General features: G+C 36.5%; 19 protein-coding genes. 9 read left to right on the top strand and 10 right to left on the bottom strand.

Annotated features, from left to right (window positions below):
- Positions 1 to 153 precede the first annotated feature (153 nt).
- Positions 154 to 303 (bottom strand): hypothetical protein, encoded by a 150-nt coding sequence (locus MKX66_RS17955; protein WP_002029505.1) that lies wholly within the window; start codon positions 301 to 303, stop codon positions 154 to 156.
- Between the two features lie 42 nt (positions 304 to 345).
- Between MKX66_RS17955 and MKX66_RS17950 the strand changes: the two genes are divergently transcribed.
- Both MKX66_RS17950 and MKX66_RS17945 read left to right on the top strand, forming a co-directional pair.
- Positions 346 to 864: a YehS family protein gene (locus tag MKX66_RS17950; RefSeq protein ID WP_193652530.1), complete on the top strand. Its 519-nt coding sequence runs from the start codon at positions 346 to 348 to the stop codon at positions 862 to 864.
- Positions 865 to 958: 94 nt separating this feature from the next.
- Positions 959 to 1,666: a M48 family metallopeptidase gene (locus MKX66_RS17945; protein WP_201065758.1), complete on the top strand. Its 708-nt coding sequence runs from the start codon at positions 959 to 961 to the stop codon at positions 1,664 to 1,666.
- A 69-nt stretch (positions 1,667 to 1,735) separates the two neighbouring features.
- Here MKX66_RS17945 and MKX66_RS17940 read toward each other — a convergent pair whose 3' ends face one another.
- Positions 1,736 to 2,431 (bottom strand): GNAT family N-acetyltransferase, encoded by a 696-nt coding sequence (locus MKX66_RS17940; protein WP_215590611.1) that lies wholly within the window; start codon positions 2,429 to 2,431, stop codon positions 1,736 to 1,738.
- 14 nt (positions 2,432 to 2,445) lie between these two features.
- Complete coding sequence (locus MKX66_RS17935) at positions 2,446 to 3,555, bottom strand: mandelate racemase/muconate lactonizing enzyme family protein (RefSeq protein ID WP_016103215.1); 1,110 nt, start codon at positions 3,553 to 3,555, stop codon at positions 2,446 to 2,448.
- A 93-nt stretch (positions 3,556 to 3,648) separates the two neighbouring features.
- Here MKX66_RS17935 and MKX66_RS17930 point away from each other — a divergent pair, with 93 nt between their 5' ends.
- Positions 3,649 to 4,926: a hypothetical protein gene (locus tag MKX66_RS17930; protein WP_016126495.1), complete on the top strand. Its 1,278-nt coding sequence runs from the start codon at positions 3,649 to 3,651 to the stop codon at positions 4,924 to 4,926.
- Here the strand turns inward: MKX66_RS17930 and nhaC are convergent.
- Complete coding sequence (gene nhaC, locus MKX66_RS17925; RefSeq protein ID WP_002010164.1) at positions 4,923 to 6,344, bottom strand: Na+/H+ antiporter NhaC; 1,422 nt, start codon at positions 6,342 to 6,344, stop codon at positions 4,923 to 4,925. The two genes, MKX66_RS17930 and nhaC, sit on opposite strands and share 4 nt — an antisense overlap.
- A gap of 289 nt (positions 6,345 to 6,633) precedes the next feature.
- Between nhaC and MKX66_RS17920 the strand changes: the two genes are divergently transcribed.
- Positions 6,634 to 7,749 carry a M20 peptidase aminoacylase family protein gene (locus MKX66_RS17920; protein ID WP_215590615.1) on the top strand — a complete coding sequence of 372 codons (1,116 nt, stop codon included), beginning with the start codon at positions 6,634 to 6,636 and terminating at the stop codon, positions 7,747 to 7,749.
- A gap of 151 nt (positions 7,750 to 7,900) precedes the next feature.
- Positions 7,901 to 8,509 (top strand): SAM-dependent methyltransferase, encoded by a 609-nt coding sequence (locus tag MKX66_RS17915; protein WP_016103219.1) that lies wholly within the window; start codon positions 7,901 to 7,903, stop codon positions 8,507 to 8,509.
- Between the two features lie 50 nt (positions 8,510 to 8,559).
- Here the strand turns inward: MKX66_RS17915 and ahpF are convergent, their stop codons facing one another.
- Both ahpF and ahpC read right to left on the bottom strand, forming a co-directional pair.
- Positions 8,560 to 10,086 (bottom strand): alkyl hydroperoxide reductase subunit F, encoded by a 1,527-nt coding sequence (ahpF, locus tag MKX66_RS17910; protein WP_012260245.1) that lies wholly within the window; start codon positions 10,084 to 10,086, stop codon positions 8,560 to 8,562.
- Positions 10,087 to 10,100: 14 nt separating this feature from the next.
- A complete protein-coding gene (ahpC, locus tag MKX66_RS17905) occupies positions 10,101 to 10,664 on the bottom strand; it encodes an alkyl hydroperoxide reductase subunit C (RefSeq protein WP_000924420.1) in 564 nt (187 codons plus the stop codon).
- Between the two features lie 589 nt (positions 10,665 to 11,253).
- Here ahpC and mtnK point away from each other — a divergent pair.
- From mtnK to MKX66_RS17890, 3 genes are read left to right on the top strand one after another with little or no spacing between them, the layout of a single operon-like run.
- Positions 11,254 to 12,534 carry an S-methyl-5-thioribose kinase gene (gene mtnK, locus MKX66_RS17900; RefSeq protein ID WP_341086853.1) on the top strand — a complete coding sequence of 427 codons (1,281 nt, stop codon included), beginning with the start codon at positions 11,254 to 11,256 and terminating at the stop codon, positions 12,532 to 12,534.
- A complete protein-coding gene (gene mtnA / locus MKX66_RS17895; RefSeq protein ID WP_002124936.1) occupies positions 12,497 to 13,540 on the top strand; it encodes an S-methyl-5-thioribose-1-phosphate isomerase in 1,044 nt (347 codons plus the stop codon). The genes mtnK and mtnA overlap by 38 nt, the downstream gene beginning before the upstream one ends.
- A 54-nt stretch (positions 13,541 to 13,594) precedes the next feature.
- On the top strand, positions 13,595 to 14,236 hold the full coding sequence (locus MKX66_RS17890; protein WP_002010177.1) for an L-fuculose-phosphate aldolase: 642 nt from the start codon (positions 13,595 to 13,597) through the stop codon (positions 14,234 to 14,236).
- 44 nt (positions 14,237 to 14,280) lie between these two features.
- On the opposite strand, the gene MKX66_RS17885 is transcribed toward MKX66_RS17890, so the two are convergent.
- From MKX66_RS17885 to MKX66_RS17875, 3 genes are read right to left on the bottom strand one after another with little or no spacing between them, the layout of a single operon-like run.
- Positions 14,281 to 15,288, bottom strand: a complete 1,008-nt coding sequence (locus MKX66_RS17885) for a FecCD family ABC transporter permease (RefSeq protein ID WP_002191791.1) — start codon at positions 15,286 to 15,288, stop codon at positions 14,281 to 14,283.
- Positions 15,285 to 16,325 carry a FecCD family ABC transporter permease gene (locus MKX66_RS17880; protein ID WP_215590622.1) on the bottom strand — a complete coding sequence of 347 codons (1,041 nt, stop codon included), beginning with the start codon at positions 16,323 to 16,325 and terminating at the stop codon, positions 15,285 to 15,287. Before MKX66_RS17880 ends, MKX66_RS17885 begins: the two co-directional genes overlap by 4 nt.
- Positions 16,326 to 16,373: 48 nt before the next feature.
- Positions 16,374 to 17,291 (bottom strand): iron-hydroxamate ABC transporter substrate-binding protein, encoded by a 918-nt coding sequence (locus tag MKX66_RS17875; protein ID WP_000732562.1) that lies wholly within the window; start codon positions 17,289 to 17,291, stop codon positions 16,374 to 16,376.
- 330 nt (positions 17,292 to 17,621) lie between these two features.
- Between MKX66_RS17875 and MKX66_RS17870 the strand changes: the two genes are divergently transcribed.
- A complete protein-coding gene (locus MKX66_RS17870; RefSeq protein ID WP_016121395.1) occupies positions 17,622 to 18,671 on the top strand; it encodes an NAD(P)/FAD-dependent oxidoreductase in 1,050 nt (349 codons plus the stop codon).
- Positions 18,672 to 18,902: 231 nt separating this feature from the next.
- Here MKX66_RS17870 and MKX66_RS17865 read toward each other — a convergent pair whose 3' ends face one another.
- Positions 18,903 to 19,271, bottom strand: coding sequence for a hypothetical protein (locus MKX66_RS17865; protein ID WP_002010187.1), 369 nt, complete (start codon positions 19,269 to 19,271; stop codon positions 18,903 to 18,905).
- Positions 19,272 to 19,440 lie beyond the last annotated feature (169 nt).

The raw sequence follows: 19,440 nt of genomic DNA, 5'->3' as shown, positions 1-19,440 counted from the left end.
TAGTTACGGTGAACCGTACCACAAATAAAAAGAAAAACCTAAGTAAACACAATCAATATATTTCACCTGAATTTTGCGTAACATTCATGTTTGAGTTGCATAAAAAGAAATGGACTAACCTATATTAGGTTAGTCCATTTTCAAGTGTGTTAATTAATAGTAAATCCCCATCCGTAATTTTGCACGATTATCCCATCCTTTTTGCTGTTTTAAAATCATCCCCAAAAGCATTAATCCACCTAAGACTACAAAACCTACCTCTAAAATGTTAAAGTAGTAACTTAACGATATTAATTTATACATGCTAAAAGCATTACTATAATCAACATTTCAGGAGGAAATACAATGGCAATGAGCAACAACGATATATTAAAAAGAGTAAGATACGCTTTAGATATAAGAGATATAGATATGGTAGAAATCTTTGAACTTGGCGGGATGGAAGTAACGAAAGAGGACGTACTTGATATGCTTACAAAAGTAAAGAGAAGTCCACAACATGAAGCGGAAGATGATGATGTAATCGAAGATGAGTACGTATTAACATGCAACATGATGATGCTAGAGGCATTTTTAAATGGATTTATTACTTTAAAAAGAGGGAAGCAAGATCCGAAACCAGGGCAACCGGCACCTGTACGGAGCAAGGAGAGTGCCAATAACCTTCTTTTAAAGAAAATGAAAATAGCACTATCTTTAACGAGTGAAGATGTGCTTGATATATTAGACAGCGTGGGCGTCATCGTAACAAAAGGAGAGTTAGGCGCTTTATTAAGAAAGAAAGGCCATAAGCATTACAAAGAGTGCGGCGATAGATACGCAAGGAATTTCATTAAGGGATTAGGTGTAAAGTACAGAGGATAATAAGTTCGGTGAAACAGTAAATGATATAATAGATAGAGTAGGGCGTTTGTGTCCTATTCTTTTTTATTTGTAAAATAATACACTAGGTGATGAAATGGTACATACATATTTAGGTGAGACAATTAATTTTCATATAACTTATAAGAAGAAAAAGTCGGTGCGTCTTTTTGTAGATTCGTACGGAAATGTGGAAGTGCAAGCTCCAAAAGGAACGCCTGTTGAATACTTAGTCAAATTGTTAGAGGAGAAATGGGATTGGATTCAGAAAACACGTAAGGAAATGCAGGAGCGAGCGCTTGGACCACAGGAAAAGGGTTATGATCAAGGAGAGGGTTTTCTCTATTTAGGGAATACGTATCCGATACAGATTTCTCAAGATGCAAGTATTGAACAAGATAATGCAGTATTTGAAGGGAATAAGCTACATATTTACGTGAATGAGCTTAAGGATGAGAAAATCCAGCAGGCTTTAAAACGATTTTACTATAAGCAGTGCAAGGCATTAGTAGAGAAGAGTATTAAAGCGCATCAAAGTAATTTTAAAACAAAACCACGTTCTATTCGTATTACAGATAGTAGTCGTACGTGGGGAACTTGTGATTCAAATCTACAGTTAACGTTTAATTGGAAGCTAGCAATGGCACCTCAGAGGGTAATTGATTATGTAGTTGTTCATGAAATGTGTCATATGGTTCATTTAAATCATGATCGTTCTTTTTGGCGTCTTGTTGGGAAGATAATGCCTGATTATAAGGAAATGGAAAACTGGTTAGCGTTATCTAGTTGGAAGATGACGGTTTAGTTATTACTTTAGATTGTGGAATGAAATAAAGTAGAACCCTAATGAATTAGGGTTCTCTTTGTACATAGATTATCGTCCAAACTTCACAGTGAAAGTATCGTCTATTCTCTCCATCGCATACCCACGATACCCCTCCGAAAGCAACGCCTGCTGTCCACCAGCATCACTCATCGGAACGCTCTTAACATCGGACCAATCTCTTTCCTTATCCCCACGCAACTCCTTCACAAAAACATACCGCATACTCCCGCCGTACTTCTCCTTCAGCGCAGCAATTTCCATACCTTGCGCGAACTTATCCTTTAAACTAGGAATGTTAAAAGGTGCAACGGTGCAGCAAACATAGTCGTACTGGCTGTCTTCTTTTTGTAATTCATCCATGATGACTGTGGCTAATATTTTTTGCATGCCATTTCCTCGACAGTTTGGATGAACGTTTGAGATTTCTTGATAGATGACGCGGTGTAGCTGACTTTCTGGTAGACCAATATCAAGCCCTAAATGTTCATCGTCGATAGGAGGGACTAGTAGGGCACGAAATGCGATGAGCTCGTTTTGTATAAACGCCCCGATCATCATGCCGTTTCCTTCTAGAATGTATTGAAATTCTTCTAGCGAGAGTGGTTGTAAACGACCTTTATCTTCTAGCGCTTCAACTACAACGTTTTGTAATGATAAAATTTGTTTCATATGTTCTAAAGATAGTAATGTAACGTGAAATGGATCGTTGTTTTGTTTTAATTTTCCTTCGTAAAGAGTCGTCATGTGTTAGTCCTCCTTTAGCGTACAACGTCTTGAAAGACGGTTAATTCTTGTAATGTATTTTCGTTTATTTCAATGCCGAGTCCCGGCTTTTCGTTTAAGCGAATAAATGGTACGTCGTAATGTAAGTTTCCGATGTCTTTCGTGAATTTTAATGGTCCCGTTAGCTCGACGCTAGTAATGATTTTTTTTGAGAAAGCGACATGGAATCCTGCGGAAGAGGCAACAGATGATTCGACCATGGATCCAACTTGGCATTCAATGCCTGCCATTTCAGCTTGATGAGCGAGTTTTACAGCTGGATATATGCCGCCGCATTTCATTAGTTTTATATTCACTTTATCAGCTGCGTCTAATTTAATAATTTGGCGCATTTCACGAGAGCCTTTTAGTCCTTCATCAATCATAAGCGGAAGATCTGTTTTCGAACGAATATGAGCCATTGCATCAATATCATCCGCTACAACAGGTTGTTCAATCCAGTCGATGTTTAAATGACCTAATGAACGAAGTGCTGTTAATGTGTTTGCGCTATTTTTCCATCCTTGGTTTACATCAACACGAATCGCGATATCATTTCCTACACGTTCACGTACAGCTTCAATTCGTTTTACATCTTCTTTTACATTTGTACCGACTTTCATTTTGAAAGATTGGTAACCTTTTAGAATCATAGAGGCAGCTTCTTCAGCCATGTCTTCTGGATCTGCAATACTTAAGACGTGAGTGACAGGAAACTCTTCATGATAGCGTCCGCCAATTAATTGATATACAGGTTGATTTAATTTTTTGCCCATTATATCAAAACAAGCGATATCAATCGCAGCTTTCGCTGTAGGAACACTGTAAATCGTATTGTCCATCATATCGTGTATTTTCTCGATATTCATTGGATTTTTCCCAATTAGAGCAGGAGCTAGTGTATGTTTTAAAACATGGAAAGTACTTTCCCATGATTCACCTGTAACGTGATCATCAGCAACGCCTTCACCGTAACCGATAATGCCTTCATCTGTTTCCATTTTGACGATAATAGAAGGCATATCAGAATAAGAACCATAACTAATAACAAACGGATCGCGAAGTGGTAAACGAATTGCGTAAAGATGAATAGCTGTAATTTTCATTGAATAAAGACCCCTTCCTGTTTACAATGGTTTTGTACATTTGATATAGTTGACGTTAAATAGTCGTTAATTAATGATAAGGAGTTAGAGAAAATGATGATAAAAATTGCAGTTGTCGGTTCAAAAGAGTTTATGGAGAATCTTTTACCTATTGCTCATAAACTAGAAGAAATAGAGATTGATCCATATATTTACCTTCATCCGGCAGAATCTTCTGAACTATTAAAGCGTTTAAAACCTTGTGATGCTATCTTTTTCTCAGGTGCCCTACCTTATTATATGGCAAAAGAAATAAGAGAACAATTACCAATTCCAAGTGTATATTTGCAGCAAGACGAGACAACTGTCGCATCTTCACTCCTTTCTATAATATACCATCAAAGTATTCAACCTCATAAAATTTCAATTGATTTAGTAGATCGTTCGTTTATTACAAATGTGTTCCATGACATCGGTCTGAAAGAAACGCCGCAAGTGATGGATTATGAAAATATGTTATGGAGTAATGATGAAATTAAGAGAATCATTGATTTTCATTTAGCTAAATATCAATCTGGAGAGGTTGATTTAGCTTTAACTAGTATTCACGCTGTCTACGATGAACTTCAAAAAATAGGGATTCCTTCAGAGCGTATGATAGATCCAACGCAATCAATTATACATGGGTTAAAAGATGCAAAAATAAAAGCTGAGTTAGCAAAAAGCCATTCAGCTACTGTTGGTGCTTGTATTATATCCTTTATAGAGTTACAAGAAAGCTCGCTTGAACAATTAAATGTAATTTCAAAAGAATTACGTGGTTCATTTAAACAAGTTGATGAAATGACTTTTATTTTGTATACAACTCGTGGTGATATTGAATTGAGTATAAAAACAAATACGATAGATCGTTTATTTATGAATATAGAAGGCGCAGTATCTATTGGATTTGGTTACGGAAAAACAGTAAATGAAGCGGAACAAAATGCAAAAATCGCTCGAGGTTTCGCAAAGAATAATCCGATAGAAAGCTGCTTTTATATACTAACAAGTGATAAAGAATTATTTGGTCCGTTCCCGAAAGAACAGAGAGTACAAAGTTTAAAAAACGATAATCCTGAATTAATGAAAATAGCGAAGGAAACGAAGCTTAGTCCTGCAAACTTGTCAAAAATTATTCAGTTTAGTCAATCGCATCCATCATTGAAATTTACAGCGGCGGATCTTTCTGAGTACTTACAAGTGACTCGGCGATCGACGGAAAGGCTGTTAAAGAAATTAGTTGATTACAGATATGCCAATATTTGCGGCGAGGAAATGCCCTATCAACAAGGGCGCCCTCGTGCAATATATGAGCTAAATTTACCGTTGTATTCGTTTCAAAAATTTTAAGCTTCTAGTTGTGCTTTTTGTTTTTTCAGTAGGTCTGCTTTTTCAATATCAGATAGCTTCGTAATTGTGAAGCCAGTTATACCATAAATGATTGAGATAATAGGTACGATGAAATTCAATATAGCATAAGGAGCATATTCGAATGCACCGACTCCAAGTGTTGCGAGTATAAATACACCACATGTATTCCAAGGTACGAAAACAGAAGTTAATGTTCCACCATCTTCTAATGCTCTGGATAAATTTTTAGAATGTAGTCCTTTTTCTGTGTACGCATTTGCATACATTCTTGAAGGAACAACAATCGAAATATATTGTTCAGAGCAAGTAAGATTCGTTGCAAAGCAAGATGCGATGGTAGAAGCGATAAGTCCTTTTGATGATGTCGCTAATTTTAAAATTTGATTTACAATTGAGCGAAGAATGCCAGTATGTTCTAGTACTCCGCCGAAAGTCATAGCGACAATTGTCATAGAAACTGTATTCATCATAGAGCTTAAGCCACCACGGTTAAATAGTTCATCTACTAGCTTGTTTCCAGTGTCTATGACAAATCCACTTTGGAGTGCACCGACAGCTGATGAGACAGAGCCACCTTGAATAAAGACTTGTGATAAGAATCCTAAAATAACACCTACGAGAATAGCTGGTATAGCAGGGACTTTTTTAGCGACCAATACCATAACGACTACGGGTATAATTAATAGGAAAGGCGAAATAACAAAGTTTTGTTGCAATACTTGTAACGTTTGATCGATGCTTTTTGCATCGATATTGTTATCGCCGAAGCTTCTTCCTAAGAAAGCATAGACGATAAGAGTAATAATTAAACCTGGAATTGTAGTAAATAACATATGACGAATATGTGTGAATAAATCTGTATTTGTTAATCCCGCTGCTAAGTTTGTCGTGTCTGAAAGCGGTGACATTTTATCGCCAAAATAAGAACCGGAAATTATAGCGCCAGCAACCATTGGAGCTGGGATTCCCATACTTAGGCCAATTCCCATTCCAGCAACACCGATTGTTCCCATTGTAGACCAAGAGCTACCGATTGCTAATGCAACGATAGAACAAATAATTGTAATTGAAACTAAAAATAGTGATGGAGTTAAAAGTTTTAAGCCGTAATAAATCATAGTAGCGACGATTCCGCCGCCAATCCAAGCACCGATCGTTAAACCTACAAGAATAATGATAACGATAGCGGGTAATGCAAGGCGAATTCCTTTATACATCGATTCTTCAATGTCATTCCATTTGTAACCGTATCGCCAAGCGACGATCGAAGCAACGGTTGTACCGATAATAAGTGGGACGTGAGGGCTTTGTTCTAATACAACAATTGTAACCATCATAACTGCAACTGTAATGATAATAGGGATTATTGCTATGCCAAAAGGTATTTCTCTTTTCATAAACTGCCTCCTCATTATGTATGTTTGTATTTTTAGAATTGTCGCAAAATAGACGTTATTAAGTTATAATAACTAAAAATAGATGTAAGCGTCAATATAAAAACAGAAAATATCGAATCTTCTATTTGTATGGATATCTTTATAAGATGAGTTGAAATCGGGTATTAACGGTATTTAAAAATAAACAATTGACTTTTTTCTTAAAATTCAATATGTTCATAAAAACATCTGTTTTTCATAAGTATAATTAATCTAAATGGTTTGTAATTAGGGGAAGGAGAATGAAGCTTTGAAAACATTAGAACTACAAGAGCGTTTAACTGAAATTTTTCAGCATTTACATGAAAACCCTGAAGTAAGCTGGAAGGAATATGAAACGACAGCTTATATTACTAACTTTCTAAAAGAAGAAGGAATTTCATATAAAATATTTGATGATTGCCCTGGCGTGATTGCTGAAATCGGAAGAGGGAATCCAGTTATCGCGATTCGTGCTGATATGGATGCACTATGGCAAGAAGTAGACGGAGAATTTAAAGCGAATCACTCGTGCGGCCACGATGCTCATATGACAATTGTGATGGGCCTTATTTTACAATTGAAAAATATGAGATGGGATAGCGGTACTGTTAGATTTATTTTTCAGCCGGCAGAGGAAAAAGGAAATGGTTCCTTAAAGATGGTAGAGAAGGGCGCCGTGGATGATGCTGATTTCTTATTTGGTGTTCATTTAAGGCCGATTGAAGAACTGCCTTTGAAACAAGCAGCCCCATCTATTCGTCACGGAGCTGCAGCATTTTTAGAAGGGATGATTCATGGAGATGATGCACACGGTGCACGCCCACATCAAGGCATAAATGCAATTGATATCATTTCGATGATCAATATTGGATTGAAAAATATATGGTTACCGCCGCAGACGTCTTATTCTGTTAAGATGACGAGATGCCAAGCTGGTGGTGATAATCTAAATATTATTCCAGGTAACGGGCACTTTAGTTTAGATGTAAGAGCAGAAAATAATATATTACTAGATGAATTGAAGCGAAAAATAGAGCAAGTAATTCAGTCAGCTGAATCGATGGGATCTAAACTTTCTTATGAGTGGATTGATCTCGCACCAGGAGCTGAAGTGTCAGAAGAAGCTGAGCGTTTCATGCGGAAAGGCATTCTTGAAGTGTACGGGGAAGATGGATGTACTGGACCACTGTATACGACAGGAAGCGACGATTTCCATTACTATACCGTGAAGAGACCGCATTTAAAAGCTGTCATGCTTGGACTAGGGGCGAACTTACAACCTGGATTACACCATCCGTATATGAAGTTTGATCATAGCTGTATAATGGATGGAGTAGAAATATTGAAACAAACTGTATTGAAAGTATTAGAAGACAGGGGCTAGAAAGCTCCTGTTTTTTTGGTAGGAATTTGTTGTTAAGTCGATATATTTGATTTCGCGATAATATAATTTCACGTACCAATTAATTTGATTAAAATGAGCATTCAGTACGTGGTGTATAATAATAGTAATATTTCTTAATAGGAGCAAACGAATGAACGAACAATATTACGATGCTGTATTAAATATAAAAACTGTCGGTGAGCAAAAAGGATTTAATAAGTCTATGCATTATCACCGTTATGAACCGACGCCATATAGCGGATTAGATGAGTTATTGAATCAATATGAAATAACAAGTAGCGATCGAATTGTAGACTTTGGGTGCGGAAAAGGGAGATTGAATTTTTACATGCACCATAAGTGTGGTGCTTCGGCCGTTGGGATTGAAATGAATGAAGAGTTTTATAAAGAAGCAATGGATAATCGTGATCGTTATGCGCGAAAAGTGAGAAACAGTAAAGATAAAATTCGGTTTGAATGTTGTTTAGCGCAGGAATATGAGATTGATCCGCGTGATAACCGGTTTTATTTCTTCAATCCATTTTCTGTACAAGTGTTTATGAACGTAGTAAATAACATTTTGCTTTCAGTAGAAGCGGTGGAGAGAGAAATTGATATTATTTTATACTACCCTTCTGAAGATTATATTTTCTTCTTGGAGAATCAGACTGCATTTGAATTGAAGAAGGAAATAAGATTACCGGGTGCTTATGAGAAGAATGGGAATGAGAGATTTTTAGTTTATACATTAGGATTATAAAAAAAGCAGGTGCCTTGGCACCTGCTTTTTTAAAACTCACGTTTATATAATTAGTTACGGATTAAGTAATCAAATGCACCTAAAGCTGCATTCGCACCTGAACCCATAGAGATGATGATTTGTTTGTACGGATTATTTGTACAGTCACCTGCACCAAACACTCCTGGTACGTTTGTAGCGCCGTGCTTGTCTGTTACGATTTCACCGCGAACGCGTTCAACTGTTTCGCCTAACCAGTCTGTGTTTGGCACAAGACCGATTTGAACGAATACACCTTGTAATTCAACATGGTGTACTTCTTCAGTTTCACGATCGATGTAAGAAATACCGTTTACTTTGTCAGTACCAGTAATTTCTTTCGTTTGAACGTTTTTCAGAACAGTTACGTTAGGTAAGCTGTTAAGACGTTCTTGTAATACAGCATCAGCTTTTAATTCTGGCATGAATTCAAGAACAGTTACGTGCTTAACAATACCTGCTAAGTCAATAGCTGCTTCAATACCAGAGTTACCACCGCCGATAACCGCTACATCTTTTCCGATGAATAATGGACCGTCACAGTGTGGGCAGTATGCTACACCTTTGTTTTTGAACTCAGCTTCACCCGGTACACCAACATTACGCCAGCGAGCACCTGTTGAAACGATTACGCTCTTACTTTTCAGAATAGCGCCGTTTTCAAGTTCCACTTCAATAAGTTCTTTTTTCTCTAAACGTTTCGCACGTTGTAGATTCATTACATCGATGTTGTATTCTTTTACGTGCTCTTCAAGACTTGCTACTAGCTTAGGACCTTCAGTGCGTTTTACGCTGATGAAGTTCTCAATACCCATAGTATCCATTACTTGACCACCGAAGCGCTCAGCAACGATACCAGTGCGGATGCCTTTACGTGCTGCATAAATTGCTGCACTTGCACCAGCTGGGCCGCCACCAACAACAAGAACATCGTATGGATCTTTATCAGAAAGCTCTGATGCATCTGGACCGTTACCCATTTTAGCTAAAATTTCTTCAAGTGTCATACGACCGCTTCCGAAAGATTCGCCATTTAGGTAAACAGTTGGTACTGCCATGATGTCTTTACTTTCTACTTCCTCTTTAAATGCAGCGCCATCAATCATAGTATGTGTAATACCAGAGTTTAGAACGCTCATTACGTTAAGAGCTTGTACAACATCAGGACAGTTATGACAACTTAGGCTGATATAAGATTCAAAATGATATTCGCCTTGAATGTTTTTGATTTGATCGATTAATTTTTGTTCAACTTTTGGAGCACGTCCACTAACTTGTAGTAAAGCTAACACTAATGAAGTAAATTCGTGTCCTAATGGAATACCAGCGAATACGACACCAGTTTCTTCACCAGGGCGATTTACGCTAAAGCTTGGTGTTCTCTCTAGTTCAACTTTTTCTACTGTAATCTTAGATGACATAGTAGCTAATTCATCTACTAGAGATAACATATCTTTAGATACGTTATCGTCTCCTGCGCTTACTTTAAGTAAAATATCGTTCTCCATTAACTGAAGGTATTGGGATAGTTGTGTTTTTATATCTGCATCTAGTATCATTTTGATCGAACTCCTTAGATTTTGCCTACAAGGTCAAGGCTTGGTTTAAGTGTTGCAGAACCCTCTTGCCATTTAGCTGGGCAAACTTCACCTGGGTTGTTACGTACGTATTGAGCTGCTTTAATTTTGTTAACAAGGATGCTTGCGTCACGGCCGATACCGTCAGCATTGATTTCCATAGATTGGATAACGCCGTCTGGATCGATGATGAATGTACCACGAGCAGCAAGACCTTCTTCTTCCATTAAAACGTTGAAGTTTGTAGTGATTGTGCGAGTTGGGTCACCAATCATAATGTATTCGATTTTGCCGATAGTTTCTGAGCTATCGTGCCATGCTTTGTGAGTGAAGTGAGTGTCTGTAGATACAGAGTATACTTCAACGCCTAAGTCTTTTAGAGTTGCGTATTGGTTTTGTAAGTCTTCAAGTTCAGTTGGACAAACGAATGTGAAGTCTGCTGGGTAGAAACAAACTACGCTCCATTTTCCTTTTAAACTTTCGTCAGTAACTTGGATAAATTCTCCATTATGGTAAGCATTAGCTTTAAACGGTTTTACTTCTGTGCCGATTAATAACATATTAAAATTCCTCCTAAAGGTTGGTTTTGAGCATCGGAAATTAGTTTGCTCATAAAATATATTTTTTAATTAACTATAATAATTCTAATTCGATATTAATTATCATATAGAAGTGGTTATTTTGTCAAGAGAATAAACCAACTTTATACCAATTTAATTAATATTTATTCTCAATTAAGGCTGCTAGGGAATTAAAAGGTAATTTTCAAGTCATAAATTTTCAATGAGTGTTTGAAAGAGTAGTGTGTATGTTAGGACATGGTGTAAGTATAAGTTCTTAGGAAGGAAATATTTCTTAGAAGTTGTGGATTTGAAAAGGAACTGCTTACTTCTATTTTACAAAGAATTGTGCAATAAATAAAACAAAATGTATCGGAATCTTTGTGAACAATTATTGTCATCTTAAATATATATAATAAGGAGTATATTGCAATGAGAAATAGAAACATTGACGCTCATTTCTAACAAGATATAATAAAAGCGAGATATGTATTGCAATAGAGAAGATATAGTATAGATTGAAAAAGTTTCAGTCTATTATTTTTTACGGCTTTTAGAAAACGTTTACATTTAGTGTGGAGGGGAAACCATGTCTAAGTTCACGAAGTATTTTTTAATGGAAGCTAAAGATGTGATTGCATATGTGCAAGAGAAATTACCTAAGTTCGAGCATGCAAAGGGGCTAAAGTGTAAAGAAATAGGTGATGGTAATTTAAATTATGTGTTCCGCGTTTGGGATGAACAGAAGAACATTTCTGTCATTGTAAAGCAAGCTGGGGATACAGCGCGTATTTCAGATGAGTTTAAGTTGTCGACGAATCGAATCCGTATAGAATCAGATGTTTTGCGATTAGAAGGAGAGTTAGCATCTGGACTCGTGCCAAATGTATATTTGTTTGATAGTGTGATGAATTGTTGCGTGATGGAAGATTTATCAGATCACACAATATTGCGTACAGCACTCATAAATCATCAAATGTTTCCGAGGCTTGCTGATGATTTAACTACTTTTATGGTAAACACTCTTCTATTAACATCAGATGTTGTAATGAATCATAAAGAAAAGAAGGAACTCGTGAAAAATTATATAAATCCTGAGTTATGTGAGATTACAGAGGACCTCGTATATTCAGAGCCATTTACAAATCATAATAAACGCAACGAATTGTTTCAATTAAACGAAGGATGGATTAGAGGGCATATTTATAGTGATAAAGAGCTTCGTATGGAAGTAGCAAAACTTAAGTTTTCTTTTATGACGAATGCACAAGCGCTGCTTCACGGTGATTTACATACTGGTTCTGTTTTTGTAAAAAGTGATTCTACAAAGGTTATTGATCCTGAATTTTCTTTTTATGGACCTATGGGATATGACGTTGGGAATATAATGGCGAATTTAATGTTTGCATGGGTGAATGCAGATGCAGTGATGCAATCTGGTATTGAGAAAGATACATATATGAACTGGATAGAATCTACCATGATAGATGTAATTGATTTATTTAAGAAGAAGTTTTTAGATGCTTGGGATATTCATGTGACAGAGATTATGGCGAAGGAAGAAGGCTTTAACCGAGTTTATTTACAATCTGTATTAGAGGATACAGCTGCAGTGACGGGTCTTGAGTTAATTCGTCGTATTGTTGGTCTAGCGAAGGTAAAGGATATGACTTGTATTGAGAATGAAGAGGCGCGTGCTAGAGCGGAGCGAATTTGTCTTCAGACAGCGAAGAAGTTTATTTTACAAGCGAATCAATATAAAACAGGTAGCAGCTTTGTAGAAACGTTAAAAAAACAGTCAATGCATAAGTGCGAAATAAGGGGAGAAGATGATGGCAGAGCAATTAATACCAATTCAGTGGAAAGATGATGCTTTAGTGTTATTGGATCAAACGGTATTACCGAACGAAGTAGTCTATGAATCTTTTAAAACGGCTGAAGGTGTGTGGGATGCGATTCAAGTAATGAAAGTACGAGGAGCGCCGGCAATAGGTGTTTCAGCAGCCTACGGTGTGTATTTAGGAGTAAAGGAAGTTGCGGAAAGTTCGGCGGAAGAATTCATAGCGGAAGTAAAAAAGGTATGTGCATACTTAGCGACATCAAGACCGACGGCAGTAAATTTATTTTGGGCGCTTGAAAGAATGGAAAGTGTCGCGAAAGAGAATGCTCACTTATCAATTGCGCAGTTGAAAGATAGATTATTAGAAGAAGCAAAAGAGATTCATAGAGAAGATGAAGAAATTAACCGTCAAATTGGAGAACATGCATTAACATTATTCCATGATGGCATGGGGGTATTAACGCATTGTAATGCAGGTGCGTTAGCAACGACTAAGTATGGCACTGCGACAGCTCCAATGTACTTAGCGAAAGAAAAAGGATGGGACTTAAAAATCTATTCCGATGAAACACGCCCTAGATTACAAGGTTCAACGTTAACGGCATTAGAACTGCAGCGAGCGGGAATTGATGTAACGGTCATTACAGATAATATGGCGGCAATGGTCATGTCACAAGGGAAAATCGATGCAGTAATCGTTGGATGTGATCGTGTAGCAGCAAACGGGGATGTAGCAAATAAAATTGGAACATTAGGTGTTTCGATTTTGGCTAAATATTATAACATTCCGTTTTATGTAGCAGCACCAACGCCGACAATTGATTTGAAAACACTGACAGGAAAAGAAATTCCAATTGAAGAAAGGGATGCTTCTGAAGTGATCAATCGTTTCGGACAATACTCTGCTCCTCAAGAAAGTAAAGTATACAATCCGGCATTCGATGTCACGCCATATGAAAATGTAACAGCGATTATTACGGAAAAGGGAATTGTGAGAGCACCGTTTATGGAGAATTTAAAAAAGCTATTTCAATAAGTAGATAGTTTTTAGAAAAATAGTCATCATAAGTTTCTTACTAGGGGGATGTATATGTTACTGCAAAAAGAAAGAGAAGAAGTTGTAGCGTACGGAAAGAAAATGATTTCTAGTGGTTTAACAAAGGGGACTGGCGGTAATATTAGTATTTTTAATCGTGAACAAGGTCTTGTTGCAATTAGCCCAAGTGGTCTAGATTATTATGAAACGACGCCTGAAGATGTAGTTATATTGAATTTAGATGGTGAAGTGATAGAAGGAGAGAGAAAACCATCAAGCGAATTAGATATGCACCTTATCTATTATAGAAATCGTGAAGATATAAATGCGCTTGTACATACACATTCTCCTTATGCGAAGACAATCGCATCATTAGGATGGGAACTTCCTGCTGTATCATATTTAATTGCTTTCGCAGGCCCGAATGTACGCTGTGCACCATATGAAACATTTGGTACGAAGCAATTAGCAGAGGCAGCTTTCGAGGGCATGATTGATCGCCGTGCAGTTTTACTTGCGAACCATGGTTTAATGGCCGGAGCGAATAATATAAAAATGGCGTTTACTATTGCAGAAGAAATTGAGTTTTGTGCTCAAATCTATTACCAAACGAAAAGTGTTGGGGAACCAAAATTATTGCCAGAAGACGAGATGGAGAATTTGTCGAAGAAGTTTGAAGGGTATGGACAGCAGTAAAATGAAATGAAAACACCCTCAAGAAAAAATCTTGAGGGTGTTTCTTACACTTTCTTAAGCAACAAATACATAAAGTAAGGTGCACCAATTAAAGCAACGACAATACCAGCTGGAATACCGCTAGGTTCGACGATATTTCGTCCAATTGTATCCGCTAGTAGTAATAACCATCCGCCGATTAAAACGGCGATAGGGATGAATATTTGATGCCTTGGACCTACTAAAGATTTGGCGATGTGAGGAGCCATAAGTCCGATAAAGCTAATGCCTCCTGTTACGGAAACAGCAGCGGCAGCAAGTGCAACGGCTGCGATTAATAAGTATCTTCGTTCTTTTTCAATTTCAATTCCAACACCGATTGCTACTGGCTCGTTTAATGCTAGTATATTTAATCTATTTGCCTTATAGAAAACAAATGGGATTAATACGATTAGCCAAGGAAGCATTGCTAAAACAAATGTCCAGTCATCTCCCCAAATGTTTCCGGCAATCCATTTAGCGATAAAGTCTACTTTCATACGATCTGCAGATGAAATAAGTACAATCATCGCGCCAGATAGTGCAAAGGAAAAACCGATGCCGGTTAATGTTAATCTTATTGGCTGAAGGCCTGTGGATTTGCTATATGAAAATACGTAAATTAGAACAGCTGTTAGAAACGCACCGATAAATCCAACGACTGGTAGTAGGTAAAGGAATGAACCTACGTCTATCGGGAAGTATAGAAAGAAAAAAGCAACTGCAACACCAGCACCAGCGTTAATGCCGAGAATACCAGGTTCAGCTAAATCGTTTCGGGTAATACCTTGTAATACAGCACCTGATAAAGCGAGTGCCATACCAGCTAATAATGTAATGACGATTCTAGGTAGCCTTAAAGAATATAAAACGAATTCTTCTTTAAATGAACCTTGTCCCATAAGTGTTGGGATTAATCTGTCATAGGAGAGAGCGGCAGAACCGAGCCCCATTCCAATTACAATTGTTGTGATGGTAAGTATGAGTAATGCAAGTATGATAAGGCGTTGTTTCTTTAGAATAGATTGCATCATGAGAAAGATCTTCCTCCTTTACGTACAATAAATAGGAAGAATGGTAATCCTACAATTGCGACGATTGCAGCAACTGGTGTTTCATACGGAGCGTTAATTGTACGTCCGATTGTATCTGCGAGCAGCATAAAGGAAGCACCAGCGATCGCTGACATCGGTATAACAAAACGGTAATCTGGTCCAACGATTGGACGAACCATATGGGGTACCATAAGGCCGATAAATGCCATGTTTCCGACAAGCGCTACAGAAGCACCTGCAAGCAAGATAATAATGATAAATAAAATTGTTTTAATGACGATAATTTTTTGGCCGAGTCCAACAGCAACTTCTTCACTGAAACTAAGGACTGTCAATTTTCTCGCAAGTAAGATAGCGAGAAATATACTTATTGAAATAACCGGAATAATAATTTTTAATTGGCTCCAAGTAGTTCCAATTACTCCCCCAGCAGTCCACATTGATACATCTTGTGAAATTTTAAAGTAAATGCCAACACCTTCTGAGATTGCAAGTAGAAATGCTGAAACAGCAGCACCAGCTAATACAATTCGAAGAGGGGAAAGTCCGCCCTTTTTCACCATGCCAATTCCAAATACCATAATAGCGCCAATTGCAGCACCGATAAAGCAAGCTAGTGTTAAGTAAAGGTAGCTTATAGAAGGATTGAAGGCAAGTGTTAGTGCAAGTGCAGCATTTGCGCCACCAGTTAGGCCAAGTAATCCAGGATCGGCAAGTGGGTTTCGCGTTAATCCTTGCATAATTGCACCAGAAACAGCGAGTCCAGCTCCTACAAAAATAGCAGCAACTTCACGTGGTAAACGTATTTCACGAAGGATGGATAGCTTATCTCCTTTAGCAGAGGAAGTAAGTGCTAACCATACGTCTTTTATAGAAGTATCTGCAGCGCCTAACACCATTGCAAACATAAAAATAAGAAAGAATGCAATGATACTCAAAATTAATTTGTATGTAAAAGCGTTGGAACGTAGGTTGTCTTGCTCTTTTTTCATTCGTTTCACATCTTTTCTTTTCATAGAATAAAGGAAGAGGAATTCTTAAATTAAGAATTCCTCATGTTTGTATTATTGACCAAGAAAGCTCTTCTTGAAGAAGTCTAGTTGGAAATCTAATGTAAGTGGATCATTGAAATAGAATTCCATCATGTTTGCTTCATATACACGATTATTTTTTACTGCTGGAATGTTTTTATATGATTCTGTCTCTTGGAATGAGTTATCAGTATCTTTGTTTTTACTTACGATTAAGTAATCACCAGCAAACTCAGGTAATACCTCAGTAGATAATGCGTAGTATCCTTCTTTTAAAGCTTTTTCTTTTACTTTTTCAGGCATTTTTAATTTCATTTCTTGGTAAAGAATTTCTGTTCCACGGCCCCAGTTTTCGCCGTATACGTAAAGCTGTTTGTTGAAGTTTTCAACAACAGAAACGGTTGCATCTTCACCAATCTTCGCTTTAATGTCTTTTCCAGCTGTTTGTGCACGTTTCTTGAAATCATCAACCCAAGTTTTTGCTTCTTTTTCTTTATTTAATAATTTACCGATTTCTAAGTGTTGTGTTAAGTAATCAACTTTTCCGTAAGTGTATGTTACAGTAGGAGCGATTTTCTTTAACTTATCAACATTTTTAATATTTGATAAACCAATGATTAAATCTGGATTTAATTCAGCAATCTTTTCAACATTCTCATCTGATACTTCAGCGACATTTTTCAGTTTGCTATCGAAACGTGGGTTTTGTTTAGACCATGAATCTACCCCAACAAGATTTACACCTAATGACATTACGTTACCAGCGAATGATGATAGGACAACAACACGTTGTGGATTTGCTGGAACTTCTACTTTACCATTTTCAGATTGGTATGTAATTGTTTCTGATTTCTTACCTTTTGCGTCGTTCTTCTTGTCTGTTGAACCGTTGCTACAAGCACTCATAACAAGGACGAACAGAACTGTTAGTGAAATAAATAATTTTTTCATCGTCTTTCTCCTTTAGATAGATGATATGTGATATACAATAAATTGTTTAGCTTTGATCTTTTGAAAAGTTAGTGGTAATACAAAAGTCTTATTAACAATCTTGAACTTGAGATTTTACCATGTAGTATTCACCATAGTAATAGAAGAAGATGTAACCTCACAGTTGCTAATAATTAACAAGTTGATAATGATTATCACTATTGATTCTTTAAATACTATAATTTTATATAGGTGTATTGTCAATAGTGATTTTGATTGTAAAATTTATAAAAACAAGTTATATTTTATTGAGAATGATAATCAATTATTAGTAGCTGAGGAGTGACACGAATGAATCAAGAAGAATTGTTTGATGTAACTGTGATAGGCGGAGGACCTGCAGGGCTTTATTCAGCTTTTTATAGTGGACTAAGAGAGATGAAAACGAAAATAATAGAATTTCAACCACAGTTAGGTGGAAAAATACATGTTTATCCGGAGAAAATGATTTGGGATATTGGCGGATTATTACCGGTCACTGGTGAGAAATTAATTGAGCAACTTGTACAACAAGGATTAACATTTCAGCCTGAAGTTGTATTGAATACAAAAATAGAATCAATTATTCGTAATGAAGAGGGTATTTTTACGTTGAAAACAAGCTCTGGGGAAGAACATTTTTCAAAAACAGTGATCGTCGCAACTGGGAGTGGTATATTGAATCCACAAAAGTTATCAATTGAAGGTGCTGAGAGATTCGAAGTCTCAAATTTAAATTATACAGTTAAATCGTTAAAACGTTTCAAAGATAAAACGGTAATTATTTCAGGCGGAGGGAACTCCGCAATTGATTGGGCGAACGAATTAGAACCAATCGCGAAAAAAGTTTATTTAACATATAGAAAAGAAGAATTATCTGGTCATGAAGCACAAGTAAAACAACTTATGAACAGTTCAGCAGAATGTTTCTTTAATACATCGATTACAAAATTAATTGCTGGTGATAACCATGAAGCGATTGAATATGTAGAATTAACAAATCATGAAACTGGAGAAGTTTCTCATTTATCTATCGATGAAGTTATTATTAATCATGGATATGAACGCGATATAACATTATTAGAAAATAGTGAGCTAGATGTTGCTATTGTTGATAATTATTATATTGCAGGGAATGCAAATAGTGAGTCCTCGGTAGACGGATTATATGCCGCTGGAGATATTTTAAAGCATGACGGGAAATTGCATTTAATTGCAGGGGCATTCCAAGATGCTGGAAATGCTGTGAATAAAGCGAAACAATTTATTCAACCTGATGCAAGTGAGTACGGAATGGTTTCTTCCCATAATGAAGTATTTAAGAAGAGAAATCGAGAATTGATTAAGCAGATGATGAAATAATAAAGGAACAAGTATACCCCCATTTACATCTCTATTTCTATGGACGAGAGATACAAATGGGGTTTTTCCTGTTTACTATATTTTCAATCATTTTCATAACACCGTTTTCATTAGTTCATGTCATATGAATGTATTTCTATAAAAAGGGAACACAAAGACTTGAACATTTTATTTGTAAATATTTCTAGGAAACAATGAATCTATAGTTGGTTTGTGCGGACCATTATTAAATTATGCTGTCCCTTTTTCCTGTTCATTAGGAAATGGGATATTTTGTATAGAAACAATATATTGTTTTCCATGTTGTCGAGCTAATGATTCTAATATTTGACGAACGCGTTTTGTAAGATTGCCTTGTTTTTTTATAGCTTCACAATATGCATCATAGAAAACGTATTTAGCCCAAAGGAAATCATCTTGTTGGAATAAGAAATGATTTTTGTACCATTCACCAATCGTATGATAACAATTATTTTCATGTACTGCTGCACTTTGTGAAAGAATACGATCGGATAAAGACTTAGATAGATGAGAAATTGTGTTTTCTGTTTCAACTCGTAATGTTTTTTCTAACATTGTAATGATGTGACGAGTAGCCATATGTTAACTCTCCTTTGTGTAAATGGGTAATACCATTCTATATTTAAAAAAATACTTACTATACTATTATACAATATATGGAATGCATCTACCTGCTTTTTAATTTGTATTTACAAAATCTTTTTTATTTGTTTACAAAAATAAAGTAAGATACATTATGTATATGAAA

Source organism: Bacillus sp. FSL R9-9530 (assembly GCF_038008145.1).
In the GTDB taxonomy this organism is placed as follows: Bacteria; Bacillota; Bacilli; order Bacillales; family Bacillaceae_G; genus Bacillus_A; species Bacillus_A mycoides.
This window is presented reverse-complemented; position numbering and strand designations above follow the sequence as displayed.